Origin of the sequence: Streptomyces amritsarensis, assembly GCF_001953875.1 — a bacterium.
In the GTDB taxonomy this organism is placed as follows: domain Bacteria; phylum Actinomycetota; class Actinomycetes; order Streptomycetales; family Streptomycetaceae; genus Streptomyces; species Streptomyces amritsarensis.
The window spans coordinates 1-26,290 of record NZ_MQUR01000098.1 but is presented as its reverse complement, the minus strand read 5'-3'; the positions used below and the strand labels follow the sequence as shown (position 1 = coordinate 26,290).

The 26,290-nt window shown below is 74.4% G+C and carries 28 protein-coding genes; 15 read left to right on the top strand and 13 right to left on the bottom strand.

Features of this window, described 5'->3' with window-relative positions:
• Positions 1-52 precede the first annotated feature (52 nt).
• Genes AVW11_RS29710 through AVW11_RS29690 form a run of 5 tightly spaced genes read right to left on the bottom strand, consistent with a single transcriptional unit; the run spans position 53 to position 6,436 of the window.
• Entirely contained in the window at positions 53-520 is a 468-nt protein-coding gene (locus tag AVW11_RS29710; RefSeq protein ID WP_060177540.1) for a GNAT family N-acetyltransferase, read from the bottom strand.
• Entirely contained in the window at positions 517-1,566 is a 1,050-nt protein-coding gene (locus tag AVW11_RS29705; protein ID WP_076046548.1) for a hypothetical protein, read from the bottom strand. Before AVW11_RS29705 ends, AVW11_RS29710 begins: the two co-directional genes overlap by 4 nt.
• Positions 1,563-3,572, bottom strand: coding sequence for a ferritin-like domain-containing protein (locus tag AVW11_RS29700; protein ID WP_076046547.1), 2,010 nt, complete (start codon positions 3,570-3,572; stop codon positions 1,563-1,565). The genes AVW11_RS29705 and AVW11_RS29700 overlap by 4 nt, the downstream gene beginning before the upstream one ends.
• Before the next feature lie 12 nt (positions 3,573-3,584).
• Positions 3,585-5,012, bottom strand: a complete 1,428-nt coding sequence (locus AVW11_RS29695) for a radical SAM/SPASM domain-containing protein (RefSeq protein ID WP_079250850.1) — start codon at positions 5,010-5,012, stop codon at positions 3,585-3,587.
• Positions 5,009-6,436: a hypothetical protein gene (locus AVW11_RS29690; RefSeq protein WP_060177544.1), complete on the bottom strand. Its 1,428-nt coding sequence runs from the start codon at positions 6,434-6,436 to the stop codon at positions 5,009-5,011. Before AVW11_RS29690 ends, AVW11_RS29695 begins: the two co-directional genes overlap by 4 nt.
• 536 nt (positions 6,437-6,972) lie before the next feature.
• On the opposite strand from AVW11_RS29690, the gene AVW11_RS29685 reads away from it, so the two are divergent.
• Positions 6,973-7,212 (top strand): chaplin, encoded by a 240-nt coding sequence (locus tag AVW11_RS29685; RefSeq protein WP_030843411.1) that lies wholly within the window; start codon positions 6,973-6,975, stop codon positions 7,210-7,212.
• A 307-nt stretch (positions 7,213-7,519) separates the two neighbouring features.
• Positions 7,520-8,167 carry a hypothetical protein gene (locus AVW11_RS29680; protein WP_076046546.1) on the top strand — a complete coding sequence of 216 codons (648 nt, stop codon included), beginning with the start codon at positions 7,520-7,522 and terminating at the stop codon, positions 8,165-8,167.
• Between the two features lie 27 nt (positions 8,168-8,194).
• Here the strand turns inward: AVW11_RS29680 and AVW11_RS29675 are convergent, their stop codons facing one another.
• Positions 8,195-9,679 carry a glycoside hydrolase family 18 protein gene (locus tag AVW11_RS29675; protein WP_076046545.1) on the bottom strand — a complete coding sequence of 495 codons (1,485 nt, stop codon included), beginning with the start codon at positions 9,677-9,679 and terminating at the stop codon, positions 8,195-8,197.
• A 223-nt stretch (positions 9,680-9,902) separates the two neighbouring features.
• Here AVW11_RS29675 and AVW11_RS29670 point away from each other — a divergent pair, with 223 nt between their 5' ends.
• Positions 9,903-10,196 carry a hypothetical protein gene (locus AVW11_RS29670; RefSeq protein WP_060177547.1) on the top strand — a complete coding sequence of 98 codons (294 nt, stop codon included), beginning with the start codon at positions 9,903-9,905 and terminating at the stop codon, positions 10,194-10,196.
• Positions 10,197-10,645: 449 nt separating this feature from the next.
• Here the strand turns inward: AVW11_RS29670 and AVW11_RS29665 are convergent, their stop codons facing one another.
• The 3 genes from AVW11_RS29665 to AVW11_RS29655 form a co-directional block, all read right to left on the bottom strand.
• Positions 10,646-11,017: a VOC family protein gene (locus AVW11_RS29665; RefSeq protein ID WP_030843402.1), complete on the bottom strand. Its 372-nt coding sequence runs from the start codon at positions 11,015-11,017 to the stop codon at positions 10,646-10,648.
• A gap of 47 nt (positions 11,018-11,064) precedes the next feature.
• Entirely contained in the window at positions 11,065-12,177 is a 1,113-nt protein-coding gene (locus tag AVW11_RS29660; protein WP_076046544.1) for a PP2C family protein-serine/threonine phosphatase, read from the bottom strand.
• Between the two features lie 224 nt (positions 12,178-12,401).
• Positions 12,402-13,229: a LysR substrate-binding domain-containing protein gene (locus AVW11_RS29655; protein WP_030843397.1), complete on the bottom strand. Its 828-nt coding sequence runs from the start codon at positions 13,227-13,229 to the stop codon at positions 12,402-12,404.
• A 58-nt stretch (positions 13,230-13,287) separates the two neighbouring features.
• Between AVW11_RS29655 and AVW11_RS29650 the strand changes: the two genes are divergently transcribed.
• Positions 13,288-13,692, top strand: coding sequence for a DUF5997 family protein (locus tag AVW11_RS29650; protein ID WP_030843394.1), 405 nt, complete (start codon positions 13,288-13,290; stop codon positions 13,690-13,692).
• 132 nt (positions 13,693-13,824) lie between these two features.
• Here the strand turns inward: AVW11_RS29650 and AVW11_RS29645 are convergent, their stop codons facing one another.
• Together AVW11_RS29645 and AVW11_RS29640 are read right to left on the bottom strand one after the other, a co-directional pair.
• Entirely contained in the window at positions 13,825-14,400 is a 576-nt protein-coding gene (locus tag AVW11_RS29645; RefSeq protein ID WP_076046543.1) for a YdeI/OmpD-associated family protein, read from the bottom strand.
• 44 nt (positions 14,401-14,444) lie between these two features.
• The gene (locus AVW11_RS29640; protein ID WP_030843390.1) at positions 14,445-14,900 is read right to left on the bottom strand and encodes a DoxX family protein; all 456 of its coding nucleotides are present in this window, start codon (positions 14,898-14,900) and stop codon (positions 14,445-14,447) included.
• Between the two features lie 298 nt (positions 14,901-15,198).
• Between AVW11_RS29640 and AVW11_RS29635 the strand changes: the two genes are divergently transcribed.
• From AVW11_RS29635 to AVW11_RS29610, 5 genes are all read left to right on the top strand, one after another.
• A complete protein-coding gene (locus tag AVW11_RS29635) occupies positions 15,199-16,167 on the top strand; it encodes a tellurite resistance/C4-dicarboxylate transporter family protein (protein ID WP_225885039.1) in 969 nt (322 codons plus the stop codon).
• Between the two features lie 49 nt (positions 16,168-16,216).
• Complete coding sequence (locus AVW11_RS29630; RefSeq protein WP_030843386.1) at positions 16,217-16,651, top strand: VOC family protein; 435 nt, start codon at positions 16,217-16,219, stop codon at positions 16,649-16,651.
• A gap of 109 nt (positions 16,652-16,760) precedes the next feature.
• Entirely contained in the window at positions 16,761-17,447 is a 687-nt protein-coding gene (locus tag AVW11_RS29625; protein WP_030843384.1) for a Rossmann-fold NAD(P)-binding domain-containing protein, read from the top strand.
• A 57-nt stretch (positions 17,448-17,504) separates the two neighbouring features.
• On the top strand, positions 17,505-19,802 hold the full coding sequence (locus AVW11_RS39020; protein ID WP_276209121.1) for a phosphatase domain-containing protein: 2,298 nt from the start codon (positions 17,505-17,507) through the stop codon (positions 19,800-19,802).
• Positions 19,803-19,855: 53 nt separating this feature from the next.
• On the top strand, positions 19,856-20,212 hold the full coding sequence (locus AVW11_RS29610) for an NYN domain-containing protein (protein WP_030843382.1): 357 nt from the start codon (positions 19,856-19,858) through the stop codon (positions 20,210-20,212).
• 6 nt (positions 20,213-20,218) lie between these two features.
• Here AVW11_RS29610 and AVW11_RS29605 read toward each other — a convergent pair whose 3' ends face one another.
• The gene (locus AVW11_RS29605) at positions 20,219-20,725 is read right to left on the bottom strand and encodes an SH3 domain-containing protein (RefSeq protein ID WP_076046541.1); all 507 of its coding nucleotides are present in this window, start codon (positions 20,723-20,725) and stop codon (positions 20,219-20,221) included.
• Positions 20,726-21,181: 456 nt separating this feature from the next.
• Here AVW11_RS29605 and AVW11_RS29600 point away from each other — a divergent pair, with 456 nt between their 5' ends.
• The 5 genes from AVW11_RS29600 to AVW11_RS29580 all read left to right on the top strand — a co-directional run bounded on the left by AVW11_RS29600 (position 21,182) and on the right by AVW11_RS29580 (position 24,304).
• Positions 21,182-21,556, top strand: coding sequence for a YbjQ family protein (locus AVW11_RS29600; protein ID WP_030843377.1), 375 nt, complete (start codon positions 21,182-21,184; stop codon positions 21,554-21,556).
• 45 nt (positions 21,557-21,601) lie between these two features.
• Positions 21,602-22,231, top strand: coding sequence for a class I SAM-dependent methyltransferase (locus AVW11_RS29595; RefSeq protein WP_076046540.1), 630 nt, complete (start codon positions 21,602-21,604; stop codon positions 22,229-22,231).
• A 365-nt stretch (positions 22,232-22,596) separates the two neighbouring features.
• The gene (locus tag AVW11_RS36870) at positions 22,597-23,076 is read left to right on the top strand and encodes an LPXTG cell wall anchor domain-containing protein (RefSeq protein WP_076046539.1); all 480 of its coding nucleotides are present in this window, start codon (positions 22,597-22,599) and stop codon (positions 23,074-23,076) included.
• A gap of 8 nt (positions 23,077-23,084) precedes the next feature.
• Entirely contained in the window at positions 23,085-23,768 is a 684-nt protein-coding gene (locus AVW11_RS29585) for an RNA polymerase sigma factor (RefSeq protein ID WP_076046538.1), read from the top strand.
• Entirely contained in the window at positions 23,765-24,304 is a 540-nt protein-coding gene (locus AVW11_RS29580) for a hypothetical protein (protein ID WP_076046537.1), read from the top strand. Before AVW11_RS29585 ends, AVW11_RS29580 begins: the two co-directional genes overlap by 4 nt.
• Positions 24,305-24,342: 38 nt before the next feature.
• Here AVW11_RS29580 and AVW11_RS29575 read toward each other — a convergent pair whose 3' ends face one another.
• Positions 24,343-24,798 (bottom strand): MarR family winged helix-turn-helix transcriptional regulator, encoded by a 456-nt coding sequence (locus tag AVW11_RS29575; RefSeq protein WP_030843362.1) that lies wholly within the window; start codon positions 24,796-24,798, stop codon positions 24,343-24,345.
• A 198-nt stretch (positions 24,799-24,996) separates the two neighbouring features.
• Here AVW11_RS29575 and AVW11_RS29570 point away from each other — a divergent pair, with 198 nt between their 5' ends.
• On the top strand, positions 24,997-26,217 hold the full coding sequence (locus tag AVW11_RS29570; protein ID WP_076046536.1) for an MFS transporter: 1,221 nt from the start codon (positions 24,997-24,999) through the stop codon (positions 26,215-26,217).
• Positions 26,218-26,290 lie beyond the last annotated feature (73 nt).

The window sequence follows — 26,290 nt, the reverse complement described above, 5'->3', positions numbered from 1 at the left end:
CCCGGTCCGAGCGATGCGGACCGGGCGCCGCCGCGCGCGGCCCCGACGGGGCTCACTCCAGGGTGAGGAGCACTTCGTCGATCTCGCCGCCCCGCGCCCGGGCGAAGCCCCGCCCGTGCCCGGTGACGACGAAGCCGCACTTCTCCAGCACCCGGATCGACCCGGCGTTGTCGGCGGCCGCCCGGGCGTGCAACGGGCGGGTGCCCTCCAGGGCGACCAGCGCCGCGAGCGCCTCCGTGGCGATCCCGCGCCCCCAGTGCGCCCGACCGATCCAGTACGTGACCTCCCGCTCGTGCGGCGGCCCGTACACCGCGGCGTGCCCGGCCACTTCGCCATCGGCGAGCACGGTGCGCACGAGGACGTCGGGATCCGAGCGGACCTTCGCCCAGTGGCGTTCGAAGGGGGCCCGCTCGTAGTGGTAGTCCCTGGTGACGGCGGCCACCTGGTGCGCCGCGGGGTCGCGGAGCTGCTCCCAGAAGGCGGGCAGATCGCTGTCGCGTACTTCGCGGAGGGAGGTCATCGGGGTGGTGGCTCCTGTGGGGGCTCGGCAACGGCACGGTCCGATCGACCCGGAAGCGTACCGGCCGCGGCGCCGCGCAGTGCGCGGCGGGTGGCGTCGATCTCGTCCCGCCAGGCAGCGGAGCCGAAAGCCGCCGCGTACAGCCGCAGGCAGGTGGCCAGGTGGTCGAGGTGGGCCGCGCGCAGGCGGTGCGCGTAGTGGGCGCACAGTGCGCTCGCGGACGTGCCGGCCGCGGCCGTGTCGACCACCGCCGCGGCGAGGATCGCCGTACGCAGCGCCTGAGCGGTGCCCGTGCCGCTGAGGGGGTCCTGGCGCAGGGCGCCAGCCCCGACGACCAGCAGCCCGCCGCGGCCCGCAGCGGGCGGGACCGCCGGCGCGCGGTGGATGCGCGGCGCCGCCTCCAGGGCCGCCGCCGTACGGGGCGCCCGGCGCAGCCCGCTCGCGAGGCCGGACTCGGCCAGCAGCCGGGCGAGGAGCCCGGCCGGGTCCTCGGCGGGCCCGGGCACCATGGCCTGCACGAGGCAGTCGCCCCGGCCGAGCGGCGTCAGGTGGACCCAGCCCAGCCCGGTGCAGTCCAGCCGGGCCGTGTCCTGCTCGCGCGGGCGCCGTACGGGGGCGGTGCCCGTCAGCAGCCTTCTGCGTCCGGCCTGTGCGTGAACGGCCGACCCGCCCGGAGCGGCCGTCACCGTCCACGCCGCCGGTTCCCCGGACAGGTCCCCGGCGCCCAGCCGCTCCCGCATCCGGGCAGCCAGTACCGCCCCGTCGACCGCCCGCCCGGGCTGAGGGAACCGGGCCGGTGACGGCCCGGCCCCCCAACGCGCCCGGCGGTGGGTGAGCGGCCAGCCGCCCTCCAGCAGCCCACCGCCCCAGAGCGAGCCCACGAGCTCCAGCGTCGGTCCGGTCAGCAGCAGGGGCCGCGGCCCGGCTCCGGCCGCCCCCGCGGGCGGCCGGGGCGCAGCCAGCCGGACCCGGTGGCCCCGGTCCGCGAGCAGCCGCGCACAGGTGAGCTCCGCCAGCCCGGAACCGGCGATCTCGACGAGGGTCACCCGCCGCCGCCGGGCAGGCCGGACGGGGCGGGCGTGCGCTGCGGTGCACCTCCGTCGAGCCGGGCCAGGGCGGCCAGCAGCGCGTCGGTGTCCCTCTGGTGGCGGATCGCCATCTCCCGGAGCGAGGCGTCGCCGAGGGCCGCGATCGTCTCGCGTACCCGTGCCGCCGCCGCGGCGGCCTCCCGGACGAACCGGCCGTCGGCCGCCTGCGGGTCGCCGGTCGGGCTCCCCGGCAGGAGCCAGGCGGGCAGCGTGAACCGGGGTCCCACGCCGCGCGCCGCGAGGCGGTGGTTGAGCTCGTGCATGTTCCGCATCTCCGCCCGGCTCTGCTCCATCAGCGCGCCGCCCGCCGTGTCGCGCCGTTCGAACGACTGCCGGAGCACCCCGAGCAGTACGTCGTAGGACCGGTCGCTGAGGTCGAGCAGGCGCAGGGTCTGCTGGTCCGGGGCCGTGGTGGCGAGGGGCCGCAGGTACTGCTGCTCCGTGAGCCCCTCCAAGTGGCCCTGGACGGCGCGGAACCGGAGCCAGTGGTCGCCGCCCTCGTCGATGATGAGCTTGATCAGGTGGGCGAGCCGGTCGGCCTCGGGGAACAGCTCCGGGTGCTGCACGACGGCCGCGTGCAGTTCGACGTACATGCCGTCGACGCTGTCCGGGTCGTCGGGATCGACCGGGTCGGCGCCGGAGTTCTGGCTCGGCGCCTCGACGTCGACGAACCACTGCAACCGGTCGCGTGTGAGCCGCTCCAGCGTGACCGTGTGCTCGGTGGCCCGCTTGATCTTCTCCGCGCGGGCGAGAACCGGTCGGCGGCCGAGCATCGCCAGGGCCTCGTTGACCCAGCGCAGATGCCGCATCTCGTCCACGGCGACGGAGAACACCTCCTGCCCGGCCGCGTGCGCCCGGCGGGTGAGTTCGTCCGCGCTGTCGGGCAGCACGGAGGGCGCGTTCAGCGAGTAGTGCGCGTACAGGTACTCCACGCACAGCGCGTGTTCCACCCCGGCGAGCTCCGTCAACCGGTCGGCGACCTGCTCGGGGGTCATCGTGCCGCCGCTGCCGCGCAGGGCGCTCCAGCGGGCACCCGGCCGCGCCGCCCCGCCCGGTCCGACCGCGGCGGGCTCGGGCTGTTCACGGTCGTCGAGGACCACGGGCAGGACGTTCCAGTCGCGGACCAGGTCTCCGTAGGTGAGCTCCAGCGCCGTGCGCTGCCCGCCGAGGTCGCTCGACCTGTCGGGCGCGGGCGGCGCGCCGCGGTCCCTGCGCAGGAAGTTGACCTCCCGGACCGATCCGTCCGCGCTGCTGGTGACATCGGGCTTGGAGGCCGCCCAGTAGAAGCAGCCGCAGTCGCGGAAGTCGTACTGCCACGGGGCGCACAGGCTGCGCGTGAGCTCGCCGGGCAGGTAGGCCGCGGGCTCGATCACCCCGGCGTCGTCCAGGTACGGGGCCCGGTCGGCGATCAGCACGGCGTGGTCGACGTCGCCGTTGTCACCGCGCCGGACCTCGGGCTCGCCCGCCATCCGGATCTCGTTGAGGCGGTTCACCTCGTCGGGTACGGAGGCGGCGGAGTACCGGTCGGGCAGCGGCGTGATCATCACCGCGATCCGGCCGGGCAGCAGATCGTGGACGCGGCGCCACACGTCGAGGCCGTCCATGCCGGCGCAGTCCACGACGACGGCCTGCTCCTCGCCCTGGTCCACGGTGGTGCGCCCGCACAGGGCACGGATGTAGAGGGGACGGCTGTCGCTCACGTCGCCGTTGCCCAGCTTGTCCGGGAACGGGGGCCTGCCGACGATGGACAGCACCCGGGCGCCGTCGGAGCGGTGGAAGTCGACCCTGAGCCCCGGGAAGAACGCCGTGTCCAGGTTGCGCTGGTCGAATTCCAGACCCGGGAAGCAGTTGTCGACACCGCTCTCGGGGCGGCTGCCGGACGGGTTGCCGCGCACCTGGTAGTCGGCGCGGGCGGTGAGGTTGCGGGGGAAGAACTTCCCGGCGGGGGGCGGGAGTTCGGGCATGGTACGGCTCCTTCAGGCGAGGCCGGTGGCCCCGGCGGTCGTGGCGGCGGGCTCCGGCGGCGGCAGGAAGAACTCGGGCGCGGCCTGCGACAGTTCGACGTAGGCCCGCAGGCAGAAGGCGAGCCAGCCGCGGATGTAGTCGCAGCCGGGCCGGCCGCGCCGGCTCACCTCGTGGTAGCAGCCGCCCCCGCACAGGTACCGGGCCCAGCAGGAGCGGCACGGCTCCGCGCGGTCGACGTGCCCGGCCGCCAGATGGCGCCGGCGGGCCTGCGGGTCCGGCCCGTCGGCGACCGAGCCCATCGCGAAGGCCGGATCGTCGACGAGCCGGTGGCAGGCGTACAGACCGCCCTCGGCGGACGCGCTCAGGTATCCGGCGCCGGCTCCGCACGGGTACGGGCGGTGCGTGCCCCGGTGCAGCTGCTGCATGGCGGTGAGGAAGTTCCCGAACGGGTAGCTCCGCCCGGCCGACAGCTCGGCCAGGGCGCGCTCCCCGCACTCGACCATCTGCTCCAGGAAGCCGTCGAAGGTCCGCGTGGTGATCTCGTACGCCGGATCGGGGGCGCTGACGACGGCGGCGAAGCCGACCTCGTCGAAGCCGAGCCCGATGCCGTGCTCCAGTACGTCCGGCAGCCGGCCGGTGTGCGGGGTCACGCTGACCCGGGCCGACAGGTGGCGCGGGCGGCCGTGCCGGGCGAGCACCTCCAGGCCGGCCCGCAGCCGGTCGTACGCGCTGGCGCCGCCCGGCGCGCGCCGCAGCGCGTCGTGCCCGGCCCGGTCCCCGTCCAGGCTGACGGTGACGGTGAACGGGTGCGCGGCGAACAGCCGGGCGTCCTGCGGTCGCACGGTGGTCAGGTTGGTGGTGAGGGAGAAGCGGACCGGGTGGCCGGCCGCGGCGCCGGCCCGTGTGGCGTAGCCGACGACGTCGTGCACCAGGTCACGGGCGAGCAGCGGCTCGCCGCCCATGAAGCCGACCACCACATCCGCTCCGGGTGCGGCCTCCGCGAGCAGCCGGTCGACCGCCGCGTGGGCAGTGTGCCGCGGCATGGAGCGGGCGGATCCGCCGAAGCGTCCCTCGTCGGCGTAGCAGTGCCCGCAGCTCAGGTTGCACGCCTGCATCACGTTGAGGGAGAGCGAGGCGAGCGGGGGCGGCTCGGCGGGCGTGCCGTCGATCCGGGGCCGCGACCACAGCGGAAGGTCCAGCTCCCGGGCGAGGTCCGGCAGCGAGGCGTCAGGTGTGGCCGTCCACCGCTCCACCCGGGCCGCGACCGGCTCGGGCAGGTCGTACACCCGGCTGCCGTCCGCGACGAACAGGTGGGCGCCCTGGGCGCTGCGGAAGACCTTGGCCTCCGCGCAGGCGGCGGGCGGCCCGGCGGCGGGCGCGGCGCGGCCCCCCTCCGCAGGCTCCGGGGGGCGCCGTCCGATCTGGAGCAGTACGGTCACGAGTCCGGCTCCGTGTCCTCGCGCAGCTTCTCCGCCCAGCGCACGAGCAGGTCGTACTGCCGGCGTGTCAGATGCATCGGATAGGCGTCGGAGCCCCGCATCGCGCTGGGCATCTGCCGGGTGTAGAACCGCGGTGAGTCCAGCGTCACCGGGCCGGGGGCGTCGACCGCCGCGGGGGCGCGGACCTGTTGCCCGATCAGGTCGGGCTGCTCCCGGACCATGTCCTCCAGCACTTCCAGGGCCACGAACCGGCGGTGGCGGCGCCGGCCGCGCTCGGTGAGCCCGAGGAGGAGCCCCAGGAGGGGCTCCGGGGGGTCGAAGGCCAGGGAGCGGGCGTCCTGCGCGGACAGGCCCGAGCCGGCGGCGATCACCGCGTTGGTTCGCGCCGCACGTTCGTTCTGCACGTCCACGTTGATCGCGCCCATGGTTTCCAGGACACGCTCGAACAGGTCGCGGACTTCGAGCGCGGTCTGCTCCTCGTCCTCGACGTAGGCGGGGTCGTGGACGTCCGCGCGCTGCACCCGGTCCGCCAGCCCGTCGGCCAAAGAGACGAAGGGCCTGCGGTCGGGCGAGAAGCGGGGCGGGGCGGACACGATCCGAGCGGTGGCCCGGGGCCCGTCGGGCAGCGAGACGGTGACCGTGCCGTCGCAGACGTCGTCGACGAGGCCGAGGCTGCGCCAGCCGCGTTCCGCACCCGCGAAGAGCAGGGCGGGAGTGGTCCGGTAGTCGGTGTCGGTGAGCCTGAAACCGGACCATGCCGCCTCGGGGTTGAGGAAGAGGCGCTCCTGCGGCAGTTCGTACCCGGTCAGGGGGTCGTGGCCCCGGGGCCCGTAGACGACGCCGGCCGCCGGGGTGAAGCGGAGCCGCAGTTCGGGCAGGTCGGGATTGGGCGCGGGGACCTGGACGGAACCGAGCGGCAGGACCTCTCCGGCCGGGACGAGGGGCTGCTGTGCGGCCTGCGGCGATCGGCCTTCGAGGACGCGTCGCCGGTGGTCGTCGCCGGCCAGGTCGACCCGGGCCTCGATCCGGTCGCCGGCCTGCTGGGTGATGTGGTGGGCCTTGAGGTTCGCGACGCGGACCTCCCACCTGACGTCCGCCAGGCTCAGCCCGCAGTCCGCCAGCACCTGCTCGGTCACGGGGCCGGTGCCGGCCACCCCGCCGACGGTCCACGCGCCGTGCAACTCGAAGTAGGGGCAGACCGGCCGCCATCCGGCCTCGTCCTTGAACTGCACCCGCTCCGGCATCCGCTCGGTGAGGGTGCCGTCCTCGGCGAGGTCCAGGGTCGCGTCCGGCAGGACGGTGGTCCTGCCGGTGCCGCGCGGGGTGAGGTCGCTGGGCCCGTAGCGGTGGTTGTCGCAGGGGACGGGGGAGGGGCCCAGGCGGGCGAAGGCGAGGGGTGGCTGGATCCAGAGTCGTTCGATCACCGGCGTCTCCTTGTGATCGGTACGGAGGGGGAGCACGACGCAGGATGACTGCGCTGCGTAATCAAAAGTACAGCATTGGTGACTTTGAGTCACCATCCCTGTGGGTTCGGGAGCGGCGCCGGCCCCCGGGTCGTGCCCGCGACGGCGCCCCGGTGGCGCCTGCGGCCGCCCGGTTACCGTCGCCCGCCGGATCGTCGAAACGGCTTGCGCGCAACCGGAGTTCGCGAGCCGCCGCCCGGCGGAGCGGGGTGCCCGCGCGGGTCGGGTGCGACGGGCTTCGCCGCCCGCCGGCTCTGCCGTCGCGGAGCGTGCCCCGCCACGCGAACTGGTGTGCTCGAACAGGGAATTCGAGCCGGAGGAGCAGGCGCGCCGACCGCGCCGGATACCTCCAAACGGAGGCCGCGGGGACACCTCTTCGAGCGAACGGGGCCGTCCCGGCTTCGGTCGGCGGTGGTCGGCTGCCGAAGAAGGAGGGGCGGCCCCCCTCGGGGCCGTGCGGTGCTCCGGCGCCGTCGTGCACGACAAGGAGATTCCACGTGTCGCGTGTTTGGAAGAGTGCGGGCCTCGCCCTGGTGATGGGCCTGGCGGTCATCGGCGGTGCGTCCTCGGCCTCGGCGGACTCCGTCGCGGAGGGCTACGCGGTCGGTTCGCCGGGCGTCCTCTCGGGCAACGTCGTCCAGATCCCGATCCACATTCCGATCAACGTGTGCGGAAACAGCATCAACCTGATCGGTGCGCTCAACCCGGCCGCCGGCAACACCTGCATCAACACCTGAAGGTCGTAGTGTCGAGCCCGTCCCGGCCGGACCTCCGGCCGGGACGGGCCGTACGCCCGCTCCGCCGGCTGCCGTTGAGCCGGCGACGGCGGGGCGCACCGGGGGCGTCAGGTCGACGCCGCGGGGCTGCCGGGGAGTTCACGGGCCCGAGGGCACGGGCGGGCACACATCCTGCCGTGCGCCGCGGGGCGGACCGCCGCTGCGAAGGCGCGACCGGGCGGGAGGGGTGCATGCCGCCGTGGCAGACCCTCCTGCGGCGCCGGTCCGGCGGCGTGCGAGGCTTGCCCGGCACCCGGGAGGAGATCACATGCACACGCCGAGCCGGCCCGAAGACCTCGACCACCCCCAGCAGTTGTGGACCAGAGCGGTGATCATGGCCATGGTCGACGCCGCCTGCACCACCGGCACGGAGTTCGCCCTCGACGAGGACGGCCTGTGGTGCCACGGCACGGGCGCCGGCGGCTGGTGGCGCCTGAGCGTGTTCGACGCAGGACGCGCGCTGTTCTGCGGCCAGGACCCCGACGGCAGCCACACCCACGTCGACGGCGAGCAGATCGACTTCCTGGCCGGCGGGCCCGACTGGCTGCCCTGGGACCTCCTGCGGGACGACGCCGCCGGCAACCTGTTCGGCTTCGTCTACTGGTGGGAGAACGGCGCCTGGCACCGCATCCCCTACCCGCAGGAGCTGCGGGAGGACGGGCTCGAGGGAGCCGCGCCCTGGGTCGGCTCGCACAAGGAGTTCCTCCGGCTGACGGCTTCCTCCTTCGACGTCCCCTACGTGCACGAGCAGGCCCTCGTCCAGACCGTCGACCGGTTCGCGGCGCTCGTACGGGAGGGCAGGGCCGACGCCGACGCGGTGACGGCCCTGCTGACCGCGCCCGACGGCGAAGGCCGGCCCGCGCCGCGCGTCGACGTGGCGCTCGACATCGCCACCCGCGCGGGCATCCTGGCCTGATCCGGCCGAAGCCGGCCAGGGCGTCCGCTACTTGAGGGCGGCGAACGCCCTGGTGAACGCCAGCGGCTGCTGGAGGATCGAACTGCACGTGGCGTCGGCGTGGTTGACGGCTCCGGCCGCGCACTGCTTGTCGCGCGTGGCGGACCACATCGCCAGCCTGCCGATCCCCTTGGCCGACGCGAACTCCACGAGCTGCGTCGCGTCGGCGACCGTGAAGATCTCGCTGGTCACGTCGTTGACACCGATCATCGGCGTGACGGCCACGGCCTTCCACGCGGCCGCGTCGGAAAGCCCCAGCACACCCTTGATCTGGGCCTGGGTGGCCGTCGCGGCCTGGATCGCGTACTGCCCCATGTCCCCGCTGTACGCCGGACCGTAGTCCATCGCCATGATGTTGACGGCGTCGACGCGGACGCCGTTCCTGCGCGCGTCGGCCAGCAGCGCCACGCCGGGCTGGGTCAGGCCCTCCGGCATCACGGGCAGGGTGAAGGCCACGTCGAGGCCCGGCCGGGCCTTCTGGAGCTTGGCGATGGCCTGCGAGCGGCGCGCGTTGGCGGCGGTGTCCGGCAGGGCCGCGCCCTCGATGTCGAAATCGACCTTGGTGAGCTTGTAGTGGTCGACGACCTTGCCGTAGGCGGCGGCCAGTTCGTCCACGGTGGCGCAGTTCAGGGCCAGTTCGTGCCCGGCGGCCCCGCCGAAGGACACCCGTACGTCGCCGCCCTTGGCGCGCAGCGCACCGATCTGCGCGGCGACCCTGTCGTTCGCGAGATCCGTGACCCCGCCCCACATCGGGGCGCAGCCGCCGCCGGAGGTGATGAAGGCCAGGTGGAACTCCTTCACACCGGTCTGCGCCGCGGTGTCGAGCAGGTCGTACGCGGGGTACAGCGAGGTGTCCACGTACGGGGCGAAGCGGGCGCCACCGCCGACCGGGGCGGGGGTGGTCGCCGTGGGGGAGGGCGACGCGGTCCGGGTCGGCGCGGCGGAGGTGGGCGCCGCGGTCGGGGCGGTGGTCGGGGCCGCGGTGGCGGTGGGACGGGTGGTGGGGCGCCCGCTCGGCTGCGCCGTCGCACCCTGGTCCACGGAGCACTTCAGCCCGTTGATGCGGCAGCCCGTCGGGTCGCCCGGGGCCCCGGAGCCGCTCGTGACGAAGCCGACGGTGACGGAGGCGCCGGCCGCCAGCTGCCCGTTCCAGCTCGCGGGCTTCACGGTGACGCGCTGCCCGGCGACGGTGTGCGTGCCGTTCCAGAGCGAGTCGATCCTCGTTCCCGCCGGCAGGTCGAACTCCAGAGTCCAGCCGGACTGGGCCTGGCCGGTGCTGTTGGTGATGACGTACTGCCCGGTGTAACCGCCGCTCCAGGAGCTGGACTTGGTGTACACGGCGCCGACGGAGCCGGCGTGGGCGGTCCCGGTGAGCGCGAAGGCCGCACCGCCGATCACCGCCGCCGCCACGATCGCGCCCGTGACCCTCGCCTTACGACTCGTCCTGCGCCGGTGACCGACTGTGCTGCCCATCGCGTGCCTGCCTCTGTGTTACTGGGGAGTTGGGGTTGCGGCAGCACGCTAGCCGCACCGAAACGGACATTCGTTCGTTTCGGTGCGGCTTCGATGAGTCTTAGGTTCCCTTTAAGGAAGGGGAAAGCGGGGCATCAGGAAGCGGCGGCCCGCTCGCGGTGTGGGGCGGTGCAGCCGGTCGTACGGTGGAGGAGGGGAACCGACCGCGGGCGAGGTGTGTTCCATGCGAAGGCCCATCCGAACCGCCGGGGTGCTCACCGGCCTCATCCTGACGCTCGGCGGCATCGCCGCCGCGGCCCCTGACGGCCCTGCCGCGCCTACCGCCCCGGCGGACATCCCCGCCTGCACGCAGATGGCCGCCCAGGCCGGAACGGAGACCACCGACGCCGTCACGGCCGCCTGTCGGCTCGGCGTGGTCGCGGACCTCCAGGGCTGCGTGAACGGCCTCACCGAAGCGGGGGTCCCGGGCGGCGCGGCCGCCGGCGCCTGCCGCCTGGCGGCGCAGGAACCCCGGTAGGCGGTCCCCCGCCGGGCATCGGACAGTGCAACGGGGCTCTGAGGCACGGGCGTTGTGGCGCGGATCCGTGCGCTCGGCGGGGGAGGAGCCGCGGTCATGAGTGGACCTGACGGAGCCGGCCGAGCCGACCAGGAGGACGAACTCGCCCGCACGCCCCTGCGACGCCGTGCTCTGCGACATCGGCGGCGCCATCCGGCACCGACCCGCCGCCGACGGGCTGGAGCGGGCCGACGGCCTTCGCACCCGGCCGCCCGCAACCCGCCGCCACCGGCGAGATCGGCGACGGGCAACGGCGTACCGCGGTCGCGTCCGACCGGCCACGGCTCCGCCCCGGCCCCGGACGCGGCTCCGCCCCGGCGGGGCGGCGGTTGCGACCCGGTGCGGTTCCGTTCCGCCCCGGTGCGGGTGTGGTTCCGCCTCTCCACGGGTGCGGCTTCGGCCCGGCGGAGTCAGCCGTGGGTTGTGTCGATCACGCAGAAGCGGTTGCCCTCCGGGTCCGCCAGCACCACGAAGTCCGGGTCCTCCGGGTACGAGTCCCAGTCCACGTGCCGCGCCCCCAGCCCGACCAGGCGTGCCACTTCCGCCGCCTGCTCCGCCGCGTCCGCCGCGTACAGGTCGAGGTGGACGCGGGGGCGGTCCTGGACGGGCGTGAGGCTGCGCCCGAGCGCCAGTCCGGGCCCGCCGCCGTCGGCCGGGACCAGCACGGTCCAGCTGTCGTCCACCTCGCCGTCACGCGGTACGTAGCCCAGCGCCCCGGACCAGAATTCCGCGGCCCGCCGCACGTCCGCGGCGCCCATGACGATCGTCCCCAGGGTCAGCATGATCCCATTCTGGCAAATCCGGGCCGGCCCGTTCACGGTCCCGTGGATCAGGGCCGGGCGGGCCGGGCGGGCCGCTCGACCGCGACCATCGCGGCGTCGTCGTCGAGCGTGTTCCCGGCCGCGTGCGCGAGCAGGTCCTCGCACAGGTGGTCCAGCAGCGCCTGCGGGCGCATGCCGGTCCAAGCGGGGACGCGCTCCATGAGGGGATAGAAGGTGCCGGCCCGGTCGCGCGCCTCCAGCACCCCGTCCGTGTACAGGAGCAGGACGTCACCGGGCCCGAAGGGAAAGGTCTGGGCGGTCACCGCCCCGGCCACGAGCCCGGCGAGACCCAGCGGCGGCGCGGGCCGGGCCACGTCGAGCCCCACGGCTCCGCCGCCGCGGAGCAGGAGCAGCGGCGGCGGATGCCCGCAGCTGACCAGGCGCAGCACCGGCTCGTCGTCCGGGATCTCCAGCACGGCCGCGGTCACGAAGCTCTCGCCCTCGTCCCCGCCGTCCAGGTCCGCGGAGACCGCGGCCTCCAGGTAGTCCACCAGTCCGGAGAGCTCGGCCTCCTGGTGGGCGGAGGCCCGGAAGGCGCCGAGGACGAGCGCGGCGTCCCCGACCGCCTCCAGGCCCTTGCCGCGGACATCGCCGATGATCAGCCGTGTCCCCGTGGCCGTACGGGCCGCCGCGTACAGGTCGCCGCCGATCTGGGCCTCCGCCGCCGCGGCCAGGTACACCGAGGCCACCCCGAGCGGGCCGATCCGGTCGCGCAGCGGCCGCAGGACGACCTGCTGGGCGGTCTCGGCCACCGTGCGCAGCTGCACCACCTCCTTCTCGTGCACCTCCCGCAGGTGGGCGAAGAAGGTCACGAAGACCGAGATCATGACGAGCGCGATGATCTGGAAGGTGTGGTTCAGATCGGTCAGGCTGGTGCGCGTCATCGCGACCACCACCTGGGCCAGTACGGCCACCAGGCCCACGAAGCCGGTCATCCGGGGTCCCGCGAAGGAGGCCGTCATGGCCGGTGCGGCGGCCAGGAACGGCCCCAGGTGCACCTCGGGCGGGGCCAGGACGTCGACCACCGTCACGACGGCGATGAGCACGAACGGCGCCGCCAGCTGCGCGTGGCTCGCCTGCCGGGACCGGTGGTGACGCGTGAGCGACGGCCGGAGATCCATCCCTCCTGCATACACCGGGAGGCGATCGCGATCCCTGAAGCGAGGCCGTCGGGAGACCGGCCGGTCCCCCGACGGTTCAGCCCGGCACCACGAACCGAGGGGCCGACGGGCCGGTACCACCGTCCTGCCCCGCAGTCCGGACCCCGGGTCCCCGCCCAGTCCGGCCCCTGGGGTCCCGCCGCAGCGGTCCCGGCCCGCCGGTGCGGGACGGCCGCTGCGCGGGCCTACGGGCGTCGGCGGGGCTTGCCGCTCCTGGCGCCGCTGCCACCCTTGGCTCCGCCGGAGCCGCCGCGCGGGTTCTTCCCCGCCGACTTCCCGGAGGCGGACCTTCCGGCCCCGCCCCCCGCCCCGGTCCCGTGCCGCGCCCCGGCGGCGCCGCCCTTGCCGGCGCCCGCCTCGGGGCGCTTGCGCTTCGCCTTCGGCTGCGCGGGGGTGGGCCGGCGGCCCCGGGTGCTGTTCACCGTCCGGCCGCGGACGATCCCGATGAACTCCTCCACCAGGTCGGGAGTGGGCTCCGCCTGCGGCCACGACAGCGCGACCCGGGACGTGGGCGCGTCCGTGACCGGCCGGTAGGTGAGGTCCCTGCGGTGGTGGAGACGGGCCAGGGACTGGGGCACGACGAGTACGCCCACGCCCGCCGCCACCAGCTCGATCGCGTCCGCCGTCGTGGCGGGCCGCTCGATCGCGGGCTGTCCGGGCAGCGTCTCCCAGTCGAGGGTGTCGTCGAGGGGATGCCACACGACCTCGTCTGCGAGGTCCTCCGCGGTGACTTCCTCGGCCGCCGCCACGACGTGGTCCTTGGGGACGACGACCACCGTGGTCTCGGTGTAGAGGGGGATCGCGCTGAGGTCCGTACGGTCCACCGGGAGCCGGACGAATCCCGCGTCGGCGTCCCCGGCGCGCAGTACGCCGAACACCTCGGCGGAAGACACCTGGGCGAGGGTCAGCGGGACGTCGGGCAGCCGCTCGTTCCAGATCCGCACCCACTTGGCAGGGGTCACGCCGGGGACATAAGCGAGCCGGAACGCATGGGGTACTTCCGAGCCTGTCACCCCGCAAGGTTACCGGGCGTGGTCGGAACCCGTGCACACGCTCGATACCCTTGACCTCATGACGTCGCACCAGAACACCCAGACGATGAAGCCCGCGACCGCGGCGAAGAAGCTGGGCGTGTACCTCGAGGCCACCCCCGCAGAGTTCCAGGAGGGTGTCGTCTCGCGCAGTGAATTGAGTGCGCTCCAGGCCGACCCGCCCCAGTGGCTCCAGGAACTGCGCCGCAACGGTCCGCACCCCCGCCCTGTGGTCGCCTCCAAGCTGGGCGTCTCCATCGCGGGCCTCGCCCGTGGCGGAGTCACCGAGCCCCTCACCACCGAGCAGATCGAAGCACTGAAGCAGGAGTCCCCCGAGTGGCTCCAGCGGGAGCGGGCCACCCAGGCCGAGGTCCGCAAGGAGGCGGTGCGGATCAAGGAGCGCAACGCGGAGCGGGCCGAGAAGGCGCGCAACGAGGAGTCCTGACCCCGCGCTCCGGATTCCCGTCAGGCCCGGCCTCCCCACGCGGGGGAGGCCGGGCCTGACGGCTTGACGCGCCCGGCCCGGCCCGTCACGGGCCCACGGGTGCACCGGCTCGCCCGTGGGCCCGTGACCCGCTCATCGCGGAGGGGCACCGGCCAGCAGGCGCACCGCCCGCTCGAGCCGGGCCTGCCGCGTCTGCGGCGTCAGTGCCTGGAGCAGCGGCAGGGCCACCAGATAGCGCCCGGTCCGGTCCAGCGCCTCGAAGGCGGCCCGGGCCTGCGGGTGCGCGGCGAGTGCCGCCGCGAGGTCCTGCGGCACCCCCGCGGTCCGCTGCGAGGCGTAGGCGCCGACCCAGCGGCCGTCCGCCTGCGCCCGGCGCACCTCGGCGAGCCCCGGTTCACGCATCCGGCCCGCGGCGGTCAGCGCCGCGACCTTGTCGACGTTCACCTGCGACCACAGGCTCCCCGGCCGGCGCGGCACGTACTTCTGCAGGTAGTGGAGGGCGTCGAGGGAGCGCCGCTGTCCGGAGATCCAGCCGTAGCAGAGGCCGATGTCGACGAGCTCGTCGGCGGTGACCGACGCGATGCCGGACTTCTTCTTCGCGAGCTTGATCCACACTCCCTCCTGGCGCGTGTGGTGCTCGGCGAGCCAGCTCTCGAACGCCTCGGCGTCCGCGAAGCCGACGATCTCCACCCCGTTGAGTTCGTCCATGCGCGACAGGCTATCGACCGCCGAGCTGTCGACGCATCGATCCCTCAGGCGGTCACGGCCTCCGGGCGGGTGTCGTCGCGCTGCTCGGAGGAGGCCGAAGTACGCGACGCGAACAGGGAGTCCAGGGCGAGCGCGCCGGGTCCGGTGAACACCAGGAGCAGGAAGGCCCAGCAGAACATCGCGGAGGCCTCGCCGCCGTTCTGGAGCGGCCAGAGCGCGTCGGGCTGATGCACCGTGAAGTACGCGTACGCCATGGATCCGGAGGCGACGAAGGCGGCCGCGCGGGTGCCCAGGCCCAGGAGGACCAGGGCGCCGGCGACGAGTTGGATGACGGCCGCGTACCAGCCGGGCCAGGTGCCCGCCGGGACGGTGCCGCCGCCGGGGGCACCGCCGAGGACACCGAAGAGGGAGGCCGCCCCGTGCGAGGCGAACAGCAGGCCCGTGACGATCCGGAACAGGCCGACGGCGTAGGGCTGGGCGTGGTCGAGACGTGCGTTCATGGGGGGAGGCTCCTTCGGTCGGGGACGGGTCCCGAAGTCGTGCCGAACGTGCTCGAGCGCGAGCGAGCCATAGGTTAGGTAGCCCTAACAGGGCGTGACAAGCGTGAGTTCCGGCCACGCCGCCGGACGCCCGTACGACGACGGCGCGGCGTCGGCCCGCACGCCGTGGGACGCGGACCGGACCGCACCCCGCGCTGTGCATCGCACACACGTTGCGTGGACCCGCCGCGCAAGAGGTCGGGGCGCCAGTCGGCCCAGCCCGCTGGCGGCCCGCCGACCCGTGGGGTCCGCTGGAAGCGTGAGCATCCTCCCTGGCCCGGGCTGGTGGGCCGGCCTCCCGCCGGCGGCGGGAGCCGCCGTCATGGCCACGGGCATCATCTCCGTCGCCCTGCACATGACGGGACACGAGGCGTTGTCACTGGTCACCCTGGTCATCTCCGTCGCCCTGTGGCTCGTACTCGCCGTCGACTTCACGGCCCGGCTCGTGGGCGACCGCGGGCGGTTCCGCGCCGAGGCCGACACCCCGGCGGCCCTGACGGCCGTCGCCGCGACCACCGTCGTCGGCACCCGGATCTCCCTCCTCGGGTGGCAGACGGTGGCCGCCGCCCTGCTCGCACTGGCCGCGGTGCTCTGGCCCGGCCTGCTGTCCAACGTCGTCCGGCACTGGCGCCACCGCATGCCCGGAGGCGCCTTCCTCGGCTGCGTGGCCACGCAGGGGCTCGCGGTCCTCGCGGCGGTCCTCGCCGCCGCATGCCGGCAGGACTGGCTGGCCCGGGCGGCCCTGGCCGCCTTCTGCCTCGGGCTGCTCCTGTACGCGGCCGCCCTCTTCAGGTTCGACCTGCGCGAGGTGGCGGGGGGCGCCGGCGACCACTGGGTGGCGGGCGGGGCGCTCTCCATCTCCGCCCTGGCCGGATCAAGGCTCACCGCGTCACCCGTATGGTCGGGTCCCGCGCACACGGCCCTGCGCACCGTCACGCTGGTCGCGCTCGCCCTGTCCCTCGTCTGGTACGTCGTCCTGCTCGCCGCCGAACTGCGCCACCCGCGGCCGCGCTACGACATCCGCCGCTGGGCCACCGTCTTCCCCCTCGGCATGACGGCCACCGCCTGCCTGTCCGTCGCCGGACCGGCCGGCATCGCCTGGCTGGTGCCGCTGGGGGAGGTCCTGCTCTGGATCGCCGTGGCGGCCTGGCTGGTCACCGTCGCCGTGCTCGTCTCCTCCCACCTCGCCGCCCGCCGCCCGCCCCGCCGGGGCGTCCCTCCGGCGTGACGGCGCCCGTCCTGTGGCGCGGCCTGCGGCCGGTCAGTAGGGTCCCGGCATGGCGTACACGTTCCAGGTGACCATCGACTCGCCCGACCCGCACCCGCTCGCCGACTGGTGGGCCGACGCCCTCGGCTGGGAAGTGGAACCCAGCGACGAGCAGTTCATCCGCGGCCTGATCGCGGCGGGACACGCCACCGAGGACGACACCACCACCCACCGCGGCACCCTCGTCTGGAAGGCGGGTGCGGCGATCCGCCACCCCGAGGGGCTGCAAGGCGCGCCGCGCATCCTCTTCCAGCTCGTCCCGGAGGCCAAGACCGTCAAGAACCGGGTGCACCTCGACGTCCGCACCGGTGACGACGATCCGCGGGAGCTGGTCGAACGCCTCGTCGCCAAGGGGGCGAAACACCTCCACGAGGGCCGCCAGGGCCCCAGCACCTGGACGACCCTCGCCGACCCCCAGGGCAACGAACTCTGCGTCTCCCACTGAGTCCCACGCAACGCCGCCGGGCACCCGCGCGGAACCGCAGGTCCGGCCGGACCCCGCGGCGCCGCCCGCCCCCGTGCGCCGGGGCCCGGCAGCGCCTACGCTTCCACAGGTGAACGTCCTCCTCTTCGGCGCGACCGGGATGCTCGGCCGGGGCGTCCTGCGCGAGTGCCTGCGCGACGACTCGGTCGACGGCGTCCTGGCCGTCGGACGCTCCCCGCTCGGCGTCACCCACCCCAAGCTGCGCGAGCGGGTGCAGGACGACCCGTCCGACCTGTCCGCCGCCGGGGTCGACCCGGCCGCCTACGACGCCTGCTTCTTCTGCCTGGGCGTCTCCTCCGTCGGCATGAAGGAGGAGGACTACCGGCGCGTCACCCACGACCTCACCCTCGCCGTGGCCCGACCGCTCGCCGCGGCCAACCCCGGCATGACGTTCGTGTACGTCTCCGGAGAGGGCACCGACAGCACCGGACGGGGCCGCTCCATGTGGGCCCGCGTCAAGGGCAGGACCGAGAACGACCTGCTCGAACTGCCCTTCCGCGCCTACATGTTCCGCCCCGGCATCGTCCAGCCGGTGCGCGGCGTGCCCTCCAGGACCCGGCTCTACCGCGTGCTCTACGCCGTCACCGCGCCGCTCGTCCCGCTGCTGCGGAGGTTCGCACCGGACCTCGTGATCACCTCCGAGGCCTTCGGCCGCGCGATGATCGCCGTCGCCACACCCGGCACCGAGGTGCCCGGCCACATCCTGCGGCCCGCGGACATCAACCGCCTGGGAAGTGCCCGGACCAGCCACAATTGAGTACCGGACACACCCTCCCGCAGGTGAGAATGAGCCATCTCGAACCGGGAGGACCCCATGAGCCAGGAGACCCTGACTCTGCATGACCTGCTGCCCGCCCAGGCCCTGGCGGACTCGATCGACGCCGGGTACGTGACCCGCAAGTCACACCCCGAGCTGCCGCTGTCCATCTACACGTACACGCGGACGGCCCAGTACGAGCGCGTGTGGAACGACGTCACCACGCGCTGCCGCGGACTCGTCGCCGACGACGAGACCGGCGCGATCGTCGCCCTGCCGCTGCCGAAGTTCTTCAACGTCGGCGAGCACGAGTCCGGGCAGCCGTACGCCCCGGCCCTCCCCGACGAGCCGTTCGAGGTGTACGACAAGGTCGACGGCAGCCTCGCGATCGTCTTCCACTACGCGGGCCGCTGGCGGGTCGCCTCCAAGGGGTCCTTCACCAGTGCCCAGGCCACCTGGGCACAGCGCCGCCTCGACGGTGCGGACACCGCCGCCCTCCACCCGGGCACCACCTACCTCGCGGAGATCCTGTACCCGCAGAACCGCATCGTCGTCGACTACGGCGACCGGCGCGACCTCGTCCTCCTCGCGGCCTTCCGGACCGACGGCACGGAGGTCCCGCTCGCCGAGGCGGCGGCCCACTGGGACGGGATCGGTTCTGTCGTCACGGTGTGGCCCGCCATGCCCCTCGACGAGCTGCTCGCACTGACCGAGTCCAACACCCTGCCCGGCGGGGCGCCCGCCAACGGCATGGACGCCGAGGGCTTCGTCCTGCGCTTCGCCTCCGGCGTACGCGCCAAGGCCAAGCTGTCCGAGTACGTACGGCTGCACAAGGTGCTCACCGGCGTCACCGCCCGGGACATCTGGCGCGGCCACGGCATCCAGCGCTTCGCCGGCCTGCCCGCCAAGCAGCTCGCGCAGGGCCTGAACTGCACCGTCGCCGACATCGACGCCTGGGGCGGCAAGCCCCTCGACGCGCTCCTGGAGCAGGTGCCGGACGAATTCGACCACTGGGTGCGCGAGGTCGTCGCTGGTCTGGAGGAGGCGGCCGCCCGACACGAGCGGGCCATCGACGAGGCCTACGCGGGCCTCGCGCACCTGACCGGCGACCGGGGGGCCTTCGCCCGGGCGGTCGCGCAGCTGCCCGACCGTACCGTCCGGCCCGCGATGTTCATGCGGCTCGACGGGCGGCCGACCGAGCTCACGACCTGGCGCCGGGTACGGCCGGACGCCGCAGATCCGTACATCGCCGACGAGGAGAACACGACCGTGTCCGAGCAGGACGGCCCCACCGCGCCCGCGCCCGCGCGGGAGCGGACGCCCGCCGCCGCGCCCGCCCGCGCCCCCCAGGCGGCGCCGCGGATCCCGGCGCCGGCCCCGGCGGCGGAGCCGCACGAGCGGCCCGCGGAGCGGGAGGCACCCATGCCGGTCGTCCACGTCATGACGGGACTGCCCGCCTCCGGCAAGACGACCGCTGCCCGCGCCCTCCAGGCCGAGGCCGGCGGCCGCATGCGGCGCGTCAACCTCGACGACCTGCGGGCCATGCTCGACCTGCCGGACCCCGGTCGGGGCCGCAGCTTCGCCCACGAGCAGACGGTCCTGGCGGTCCAGGACGCGGCCGTCCGCGCGGCCGTCGACGGCGGTTTCGACGTGGTCGTCGACAACACCCACCTGACCAAGAACATCCCCAAGCGGCTGAAGGCGGCCGTCGGCGATCTCGCGACCTTCGTCGTCCACGACTTCACCGACGTCCCGCTGGAGGAGTGCCTGCGCCGGGACGCCGCCCGCGAACGCCAGGTCGGCGAGGAGGTCATCCGCATCCTGGCCGAGAAGCACCGCAGCGCCCGCAAGGGCGGCTGGCGTCTGACGGCGGAGTGGATGAACGGCGGCTCGGGCGCGGTGGCCGCGCCGCCCGTGACGCCCTACGTCCCCGACCCGGCGCTGCCGGCGGCGGTGATGTGCGACATCGACGGCACGCTCGCGCTGACCGGCGACCGGGGTCCGTACGACTTCACGCGCTGCGAGCTCGACCTGCTCAACGAGCCCGTACGGCACGCGCTGGACGCCTTCCGGCGCGCGGACGGCGACACGATCGTGCTGCTGTCCGGCCGCGGCGAGGAGTACCGGCCGCAGACCGAGTCCTGGCTGCGCCGCCACCGGGTGCCGTACGACGAGCTGTGGATGCGCGCCGCGGGCGACACGCGCCGTGACGACGTGGTCAAGGCGGAGCTGTTCGACGCGCACGTGCGCCACCGGTACGCCGTGCGGGTGTCGCTGGACGACCGCGACCGGGTCGTCGCGATCTGGCGCCGCATGGGCCTGCCCACCTGGCAGGTCAACTACGGCGACTTCTAGGGGCTCTGGGGCTGTCCGGCCGTGATGGGCCGGCCGGCCCGTACAGTTCCCCTGTGAGGAAAGTGCTGATCGTCGATGCCGCGAACGTCGTCGGCTCGGTGCCGGACGGCTGGTGGCGCGACCGGCGCGGCGCGGCCGAACGACTGCGTGACCGGCTGGCCGACCGGGACGGCGGCGAGGAGGTCGTCCTCGTCGTCGAAGGCGCCGCCGGCGGCGTCGGGTCCGTGCCCGGCGTGCGGGTCGAGACGGCGCCCGGCAGCGGTGACGACCTGATCGTGGAGCTGGCCGCGGCCCACGCGCGGGACGGCTGCTCCGTGGTCGTGGTCACGGCCGACCGCGCACTGCGCGAACGCGTCCGGGCGCACGGTGCGCGGTGCGTGGGACCGCGTACCGTACGCCCGGCGGACTGACCGGAGTCAGCGGCAGTACTTCACCTCGGAGAGGTTCTTGACGTAGCGGGCGGAGACCCAGTGCTCCTTGTCGTAGGCCTTCGCGCGCTTCGTGTCCTCGCGGTCCTGACCGTCCTCGCGGTCTTCGCGGTCCTCGCGGTCCTCCCGCTCCTCGCGGCCGGAGCCGTTCTCCCATTCCTCGCGCTCGACGTGCAGGCGGTACCAGAGGCGGTTCCCGTCGACCTTCTCACCGTACTTCTTGCACTCGATCTCGACCTTGCTGTTCGGCTTCACCTGGCCGATGGCGCGGGAATCGGTGGTCGGCTTGCTGCGGACCTTCAGCGGCCCCTTGGAGACGACCTTGCCGAACGCGTACTTGTCGTACGGGTACCCGCCCGGCTGCGCGGACGCGGGCACCTCGCCGACGATGATCTCCTGCGGGCCCTCGTCCGCGACGGCGGCGCCCACCCCGACCAGACCGAGAACCAGGCTGCCTGCGGCGAGAGCGAGGATGGTTCTGGTGGGCTTCAGCATGAGCCGACTCCTCTGTGAAGACGTCCGATCCGGCCGCGGCGCGCGGCGCGGGATGGCAACAGGCGGCTGCCACGGACGACTATGACGAGGGCGGGACCCGCAGTCCCGATGACGCACCGGCCTTTAGCCCGATATGCCCAATCTGTCCACCTGGGTGTGGCGGCCGTGCCCTCTCCCGTACGGGCACGGCTCGCAGCGGGGCCCGGGGGGCAGGGCCGCTGCCGGCCGGCCGGGTGGGACGCTGTACAACCAGGCTGGTACGCAAGGGTGTTGGCGTGCCATGCGTCAGACATCCGGCGGCGGTCCGGCCGGGCACCCAGACCCCGTGCGAGCGCGAGGTGCCCACCTGGGTCTTCTCCGGTGGAGGTCCACCGGAGAACGGCCCCGGCCGCCCCCATGCCCCGACCGCGGGCTTCCCGGATGCGGTCGCGGGCGGGCGGCGCAAGAGTGGGTGCCATGGGTATCGATGACTACGGCGGCGGAGCCGGCGCGCACGAGAGCGGCGTCCTCGTCGTCACGACCAACGACGTTCCCGGCTACCGGGTCGAGCGCGTCATCGGTGAGGTCTTCGGCCTCACCGTGCGCTCCCGCCACCTGGGCAGCCAGATCGGCGCCGGACTCAAGTCGATGATCGGCGGCGAGCTGAAGGGCCTCACCAAGACCCTGGTCCAGACCCGCAACCAGGCCATGGACCGGCTCGTGGAACAGGCCAAGGCGCGCGGCGCGAACGCCGTGCTGATGATGCGCTTCGACGTCACCGACGCCGCCGACGTCGGGACCGAGGTGTGCGCCTACGGAACGGCCGTCGTCCTCGTCCCCGCCTCCACCTGACCGTCCCTGTACGGTGGTTGCTCCGGAGGCGAAGGGGGCGGCCCGATGAGTCGGCGCAAGTCAGCGGCAGAGGTGTTCGACGCTCTGGGAGAGCGCTACGAGGAGGTGTTCGGCCGGGTGCCGGGCCAGATCGAGGCCCTCGACTGGCTCACGGCCCGGCTGCCCGCGGGGGCCCGCGTACTGGACGTGGGCAGCGGCACCGGACGGCCGACCGCCGCGACCCTGGTCCGCGCCGGCTGCGACGTCACCGGCATCGACGTCTCACCGGCGATGGTCGCCCTGGCCCGCACCAGGGTCCCGGGAGCCCGCTTCGAACAGGCCGACGTGCGTACCTACACGCCGCGAACGGGCGGGTTCGACGCCGTGTGCTCCTTCTTCCCGCTGCTGGTCATGGACCAGCCCGAGGTCGCGGCGGCGCTGGACCGGATGGCCTCGTGGACCGCACCCGGCGGGTACTTCGTGATGGCGACGGTGCCGGGGGACATCCGGGGCCTGGACATCGAGTGGATGGGCCACGAGGTCACCGTCAGCAGCCTCTCCACGCAGGACCACCTGGCCAGGCTCGCCGCCCGGGGCCTGGAGGTGCTGCACCACCACACCGCGGTGTTCCAGCCCGCCGACGACCTGGCGGTCCCCGAGGAGCACCTGTTCTGCTACGCCCGGCGCCTGACCTGACCTGACCTGCCCTCACCGGACCTGACTCACGGGGCGGCAGGCGCCCGGTTCCCCCGCCCGCACGCCAGGTTCCCCGCGCCCGCACGGCCGGTACGCCGTGCCCGCGCGGGCGCAGCGTACCGCCATGCGGGCCGGACGCGGCCCCACCGCCGGGCCGGGGACCGGGACGGCCGCCATCGCCGACGGCGCCCGGCCCGCGGGCGGTGAACTCCCCGCCGGCCGGATCCCCGCCGAACTGCGGGTCTCCCGCGTCCTGGTCCCCGAGAAAGTTTTTCCGCAGGGGCGGCAACCTCGGGGAGGGTCGCGCGTCGTGCGGGGGTGAAGGGGCGCGGTCCCGCGCCCCGACCCGACCGTGGAGAACCACCGTGAAGAACCTGAAGCGTGTCCCCCTGGCCGGCCGCCGCACCGCCGTCGCCGCAGCCGCCGCGGCGACGGCCGTCGCCCTGGCCGGCCCGGCGTACGCCGTGAGCGGCGGCCCGGCCGCGCCCTCCCCGTCGGCCAGCGTTCCGGCGAGCGCCTCGCCCAGCGCGGACGGCCCCCGGCCCGCTCCCTCGGTCAGCACCCCGTCGACCAGCGGCCAGGACGGGAACAGCGCATCCCCCAGCGCCGCCCCGAGCGCCGCCCCGAGTGCCGCCCCCAGTGCCTCCCCGAGTGCCGCGGGCGGCGGTGCCAGGCCCAGTGCCTCTCCCTCGTCGCCCGCCGCGGCCCCCGGGGCGGGCGAGGGCGCCGAGCTCGCGCATACTGGCTCCTCGGCGACGACCGTCGCGATGGGGGCGGCGGCGACCGGTCTGGTCCTCGCCGGCGCCGGAGCCCTCTACGCCGTGCGGCGCCGCGCGAACAGCTGAGGAACCCCGTGCTCCACCTCGCACCACCCGTCGGCCTCCTCACGCCCGGTCCCGGCCGGGCGTGGCGGGGCCTGTGGTCGTTGCTGCGCCGCGAGCGCTCCACCGCCCCGCGCATCTCCCCCCGGCCCCACGGTCGGGCGCACGGCCCCTCGTACGGGCCGTCGTACGCCCCCGGCCGCGACCACGCGGGCGGCGCGGATCCGAGACCGCCCACCGTCACCGAGCTCTACCACGCGCACCGGCTCGGCATGGTCCGGCTGGCGGTGCTGCTCGTCGACGACCTCGCCACCGCCGAGGACGTGGTCCAGGACGCCTTCACCGCCCTGTACCGGCGCCACGGAGAGCAGATCGCCGAGGTCGACAACGCCCTCGGCTACCTGCGCACCTCGGTCGTCAACACCGCGCGCTCCGTCCTGCGCCGCAGGCGCACCGCACGGTCCTGGACCCCGCCGCCGGCGGTCGACATACCCTCCGCCGAGGACCACGTGGTCCTGGACGAGGCGCACCGTGAGGTCCTCGCCGCGCTGGCGCGGCTGACACCCCGCCGCCGGCAGGTCCTCGTACTGCGGTACTGGGCCGACCTCAGCGAGGCGGAGATCGCGACGACCCTGGGGATCAGCCGGGGCGCGGTGAAGTCCAACGCGAGCCGCGGCCTGGACGCGCTGGAACGGAATCTGGAGGGACGGATATGACGCCCGACGGCGAACGCCGCGGCGAACACCCGGGCGAGCGCCCCGTGGAGCGCAGGCTGCGCCAGGCGCTCCAGGCGCGCGCCGACAGCGTCGAGGTCCGCCGGCTGCGCCCGGCGAGCCCGCCGGGGGCGCGGGCCGGTCGGCGGCACGTGGTGGAGCGGCTGCGGCGCTCGGCGCTGCCGCTCGCGGGTCTGGCGGCGGCCGCGGCCGCCGGGATCGGATACCTGTTGTTCGCCCCGGACGCGGAGCCCGGCCCGCAACTGCCCGCCACTCCGCCGCAGGTGACGACCCCGCCGCGGGCGACGACCCCGAGCCCGTCCACCGGGGCTCCGCCGTCGCCCTCGCCGAGCAGGCCCGGCCCCACCCCGGGCGGGGACACGTCACAGGGCCCGTCCGGATCCCCGGTGCCCACCCGGTCGGCGGGTCCGACGGCTCAGGCGTCCCCGCAGCGGCCCGGATCGGCGACGCCGTCGCGGGGCTCGTCCACGACACCGGGCGCGGCCGTCACCTCGTCCCCGCCGTCCCCCGGACGATAGGCCCGAGGGGGCGTCTCGGCGAAGGCGCCGGGCGCCCCCTACGGCCTGCGCAGGTTCTCCACCGCCGCCACCAGGGGGGCCAGTTCCGGATTGCCCGCGGCCTCGTCCAGGGCCTCGCGCAGGGCGGTGTCGTTCGTGGGGCGGGCCGCGGCCAGCAGGGCCAGACCGGACTCGCTCACGTCGGTGTAGATGCCGCGCCGGTCCGTGTCGCAGATGTAGCGGTTCAGCAGACCGCGGTCCTCCAGCCTGCTGACCAGCCGGGTCGTCGCGCTCTGGCTGAGCACCACCGAGTCGGCGACCTGGTGCATCCGCAGGTGCCCGCCCGGCCCGTCGTGCTGGCGGCTGAGGACGTCGAGCAGGGAGTACTCGCGCACGCTGAGGCCGTGGCCGGCCTGCAGGGCCCGTTCGATGTGCGCCTCGATCCGGCCGTGCAGGAGCGAGAGGGCGCACCAGCCCTGGGAGAGGGCGGTCAGCGCGCTGTCCGTGGCCGTCATGGGCTCCTCCATCGAAGCGTCGCAGCATGCCGTGCGGGCGGGTGATGACCCGACCCCCAGGATAGGCCACCTCCGCAATAGCCCGCGCTTGCAAATATCCCGCGTCTGCAATTAATGTGGACGCTCGTAAGCGGCGGCAGCATCGATGAGCGCAGGCCGCACCCCGCACCACCACCTCCCCCTGAAGGGCACCTCCCCATGCCTCTCGCACTTCTCGCCCTCGCCGTCGGGGCCTTCGGGATCGGCACCACCGAATTCGTGATCATGGGCCTGCTCCCCGAGGTCGCCGCCGACTACGGCGTCTCGATCCCCACCGCCGGCTTCCTGGTCACCGGCTACGCCCTCGGGGTCGTCCTCGGCGCCCCCGTCATGACCGTGCTCGGCACCCGCATCCCCCGCAAGCGGATGCTGATGCTGCTCATGGGCCTCTTCATCGCGGGCAACGTGCTCTCCGCCCTCGCCCCCGCCTTCGGCGTCATGCTCACCGGCCGCGTCGTCGCCTCGCTCGCCCACGGAGCCTTCTTCGGCATCGGCGCGGTCGTCGCGGCCGAGCTCGTCGCCCCCGAGAAGAAGGCCGGTGCGATCGCCATGATGTTCACCGGCCTGACCGTCGCCAACGTCGTCGGCGTCCCCCTCGGCACCCTCGTCGGACAGACCCTCGGCTGGCGCGTCACCTTCCTGGTCGTCGCCGCGCTCGGCGTCGCCGGCCTCCTCGGGATCGCCCGCCTCGTGCCCGATCTGCCCCGGCCCGGGGGAGAGGTCCGCATCCGCAGCGAACTCGCCGCCTTCCGCAACGCCCAGGTGCTGCTCGCGATGGCCATGACCGTCCTCGGCTTCGGCGGCGTCTTCGCGGCGATCACCTACATCACACCGATGATGACCGAGGTCGCCGGGTTCGCGGACTCCTCCGTCACCTGGCTGCTCGTCCTCTTCGGCCTCGGCATGGTCGCCGGCAACCTGATCGGCGGCCGCTACGCCGACCGCGCGCTGATGCCGATGCTCTACGTGTCCCTGGGCGCCCTCGCCGTCACCCTCGCCGTCTTCACCCTCACCGCCCACACCAAGGCCGGCGCCGCCGTCACGGTCGTGCTCATCGGCGCCCTCGGCTTCGCGACCGTGCCCCCGCTGCAGAAGCGCGTCCTGGACCAGGCCGCCGGTGCGCCCACCCTGGCCTCCGCCGTCAACATCGGCGCCTTCAACCTCGGCAACGCCCTCGCCGCCTGGCTCGGCGGGCTCGTGATCGCCGCCGGCCTGGGCTGGACCGCCCCCAACTGGGTCGGCGCCGCGCTCGCCGCCTCGGCCCTGGTGCTCGCCCTCGTCTCCGGCGCGCTGGAGCGCCGTACGGCCGCACGCACCGCCCACGACGACCAGGGCGGCCGGGTGGTCGCCGGCGCCGCGGCGCTCGACACCCTGGTCTGAGGCCGCCGGGTCGCGCGCCCGTGTCCCCCGTGCCACGTTGGTACGGGGGACACGGGCGCACGATGCGGAAACC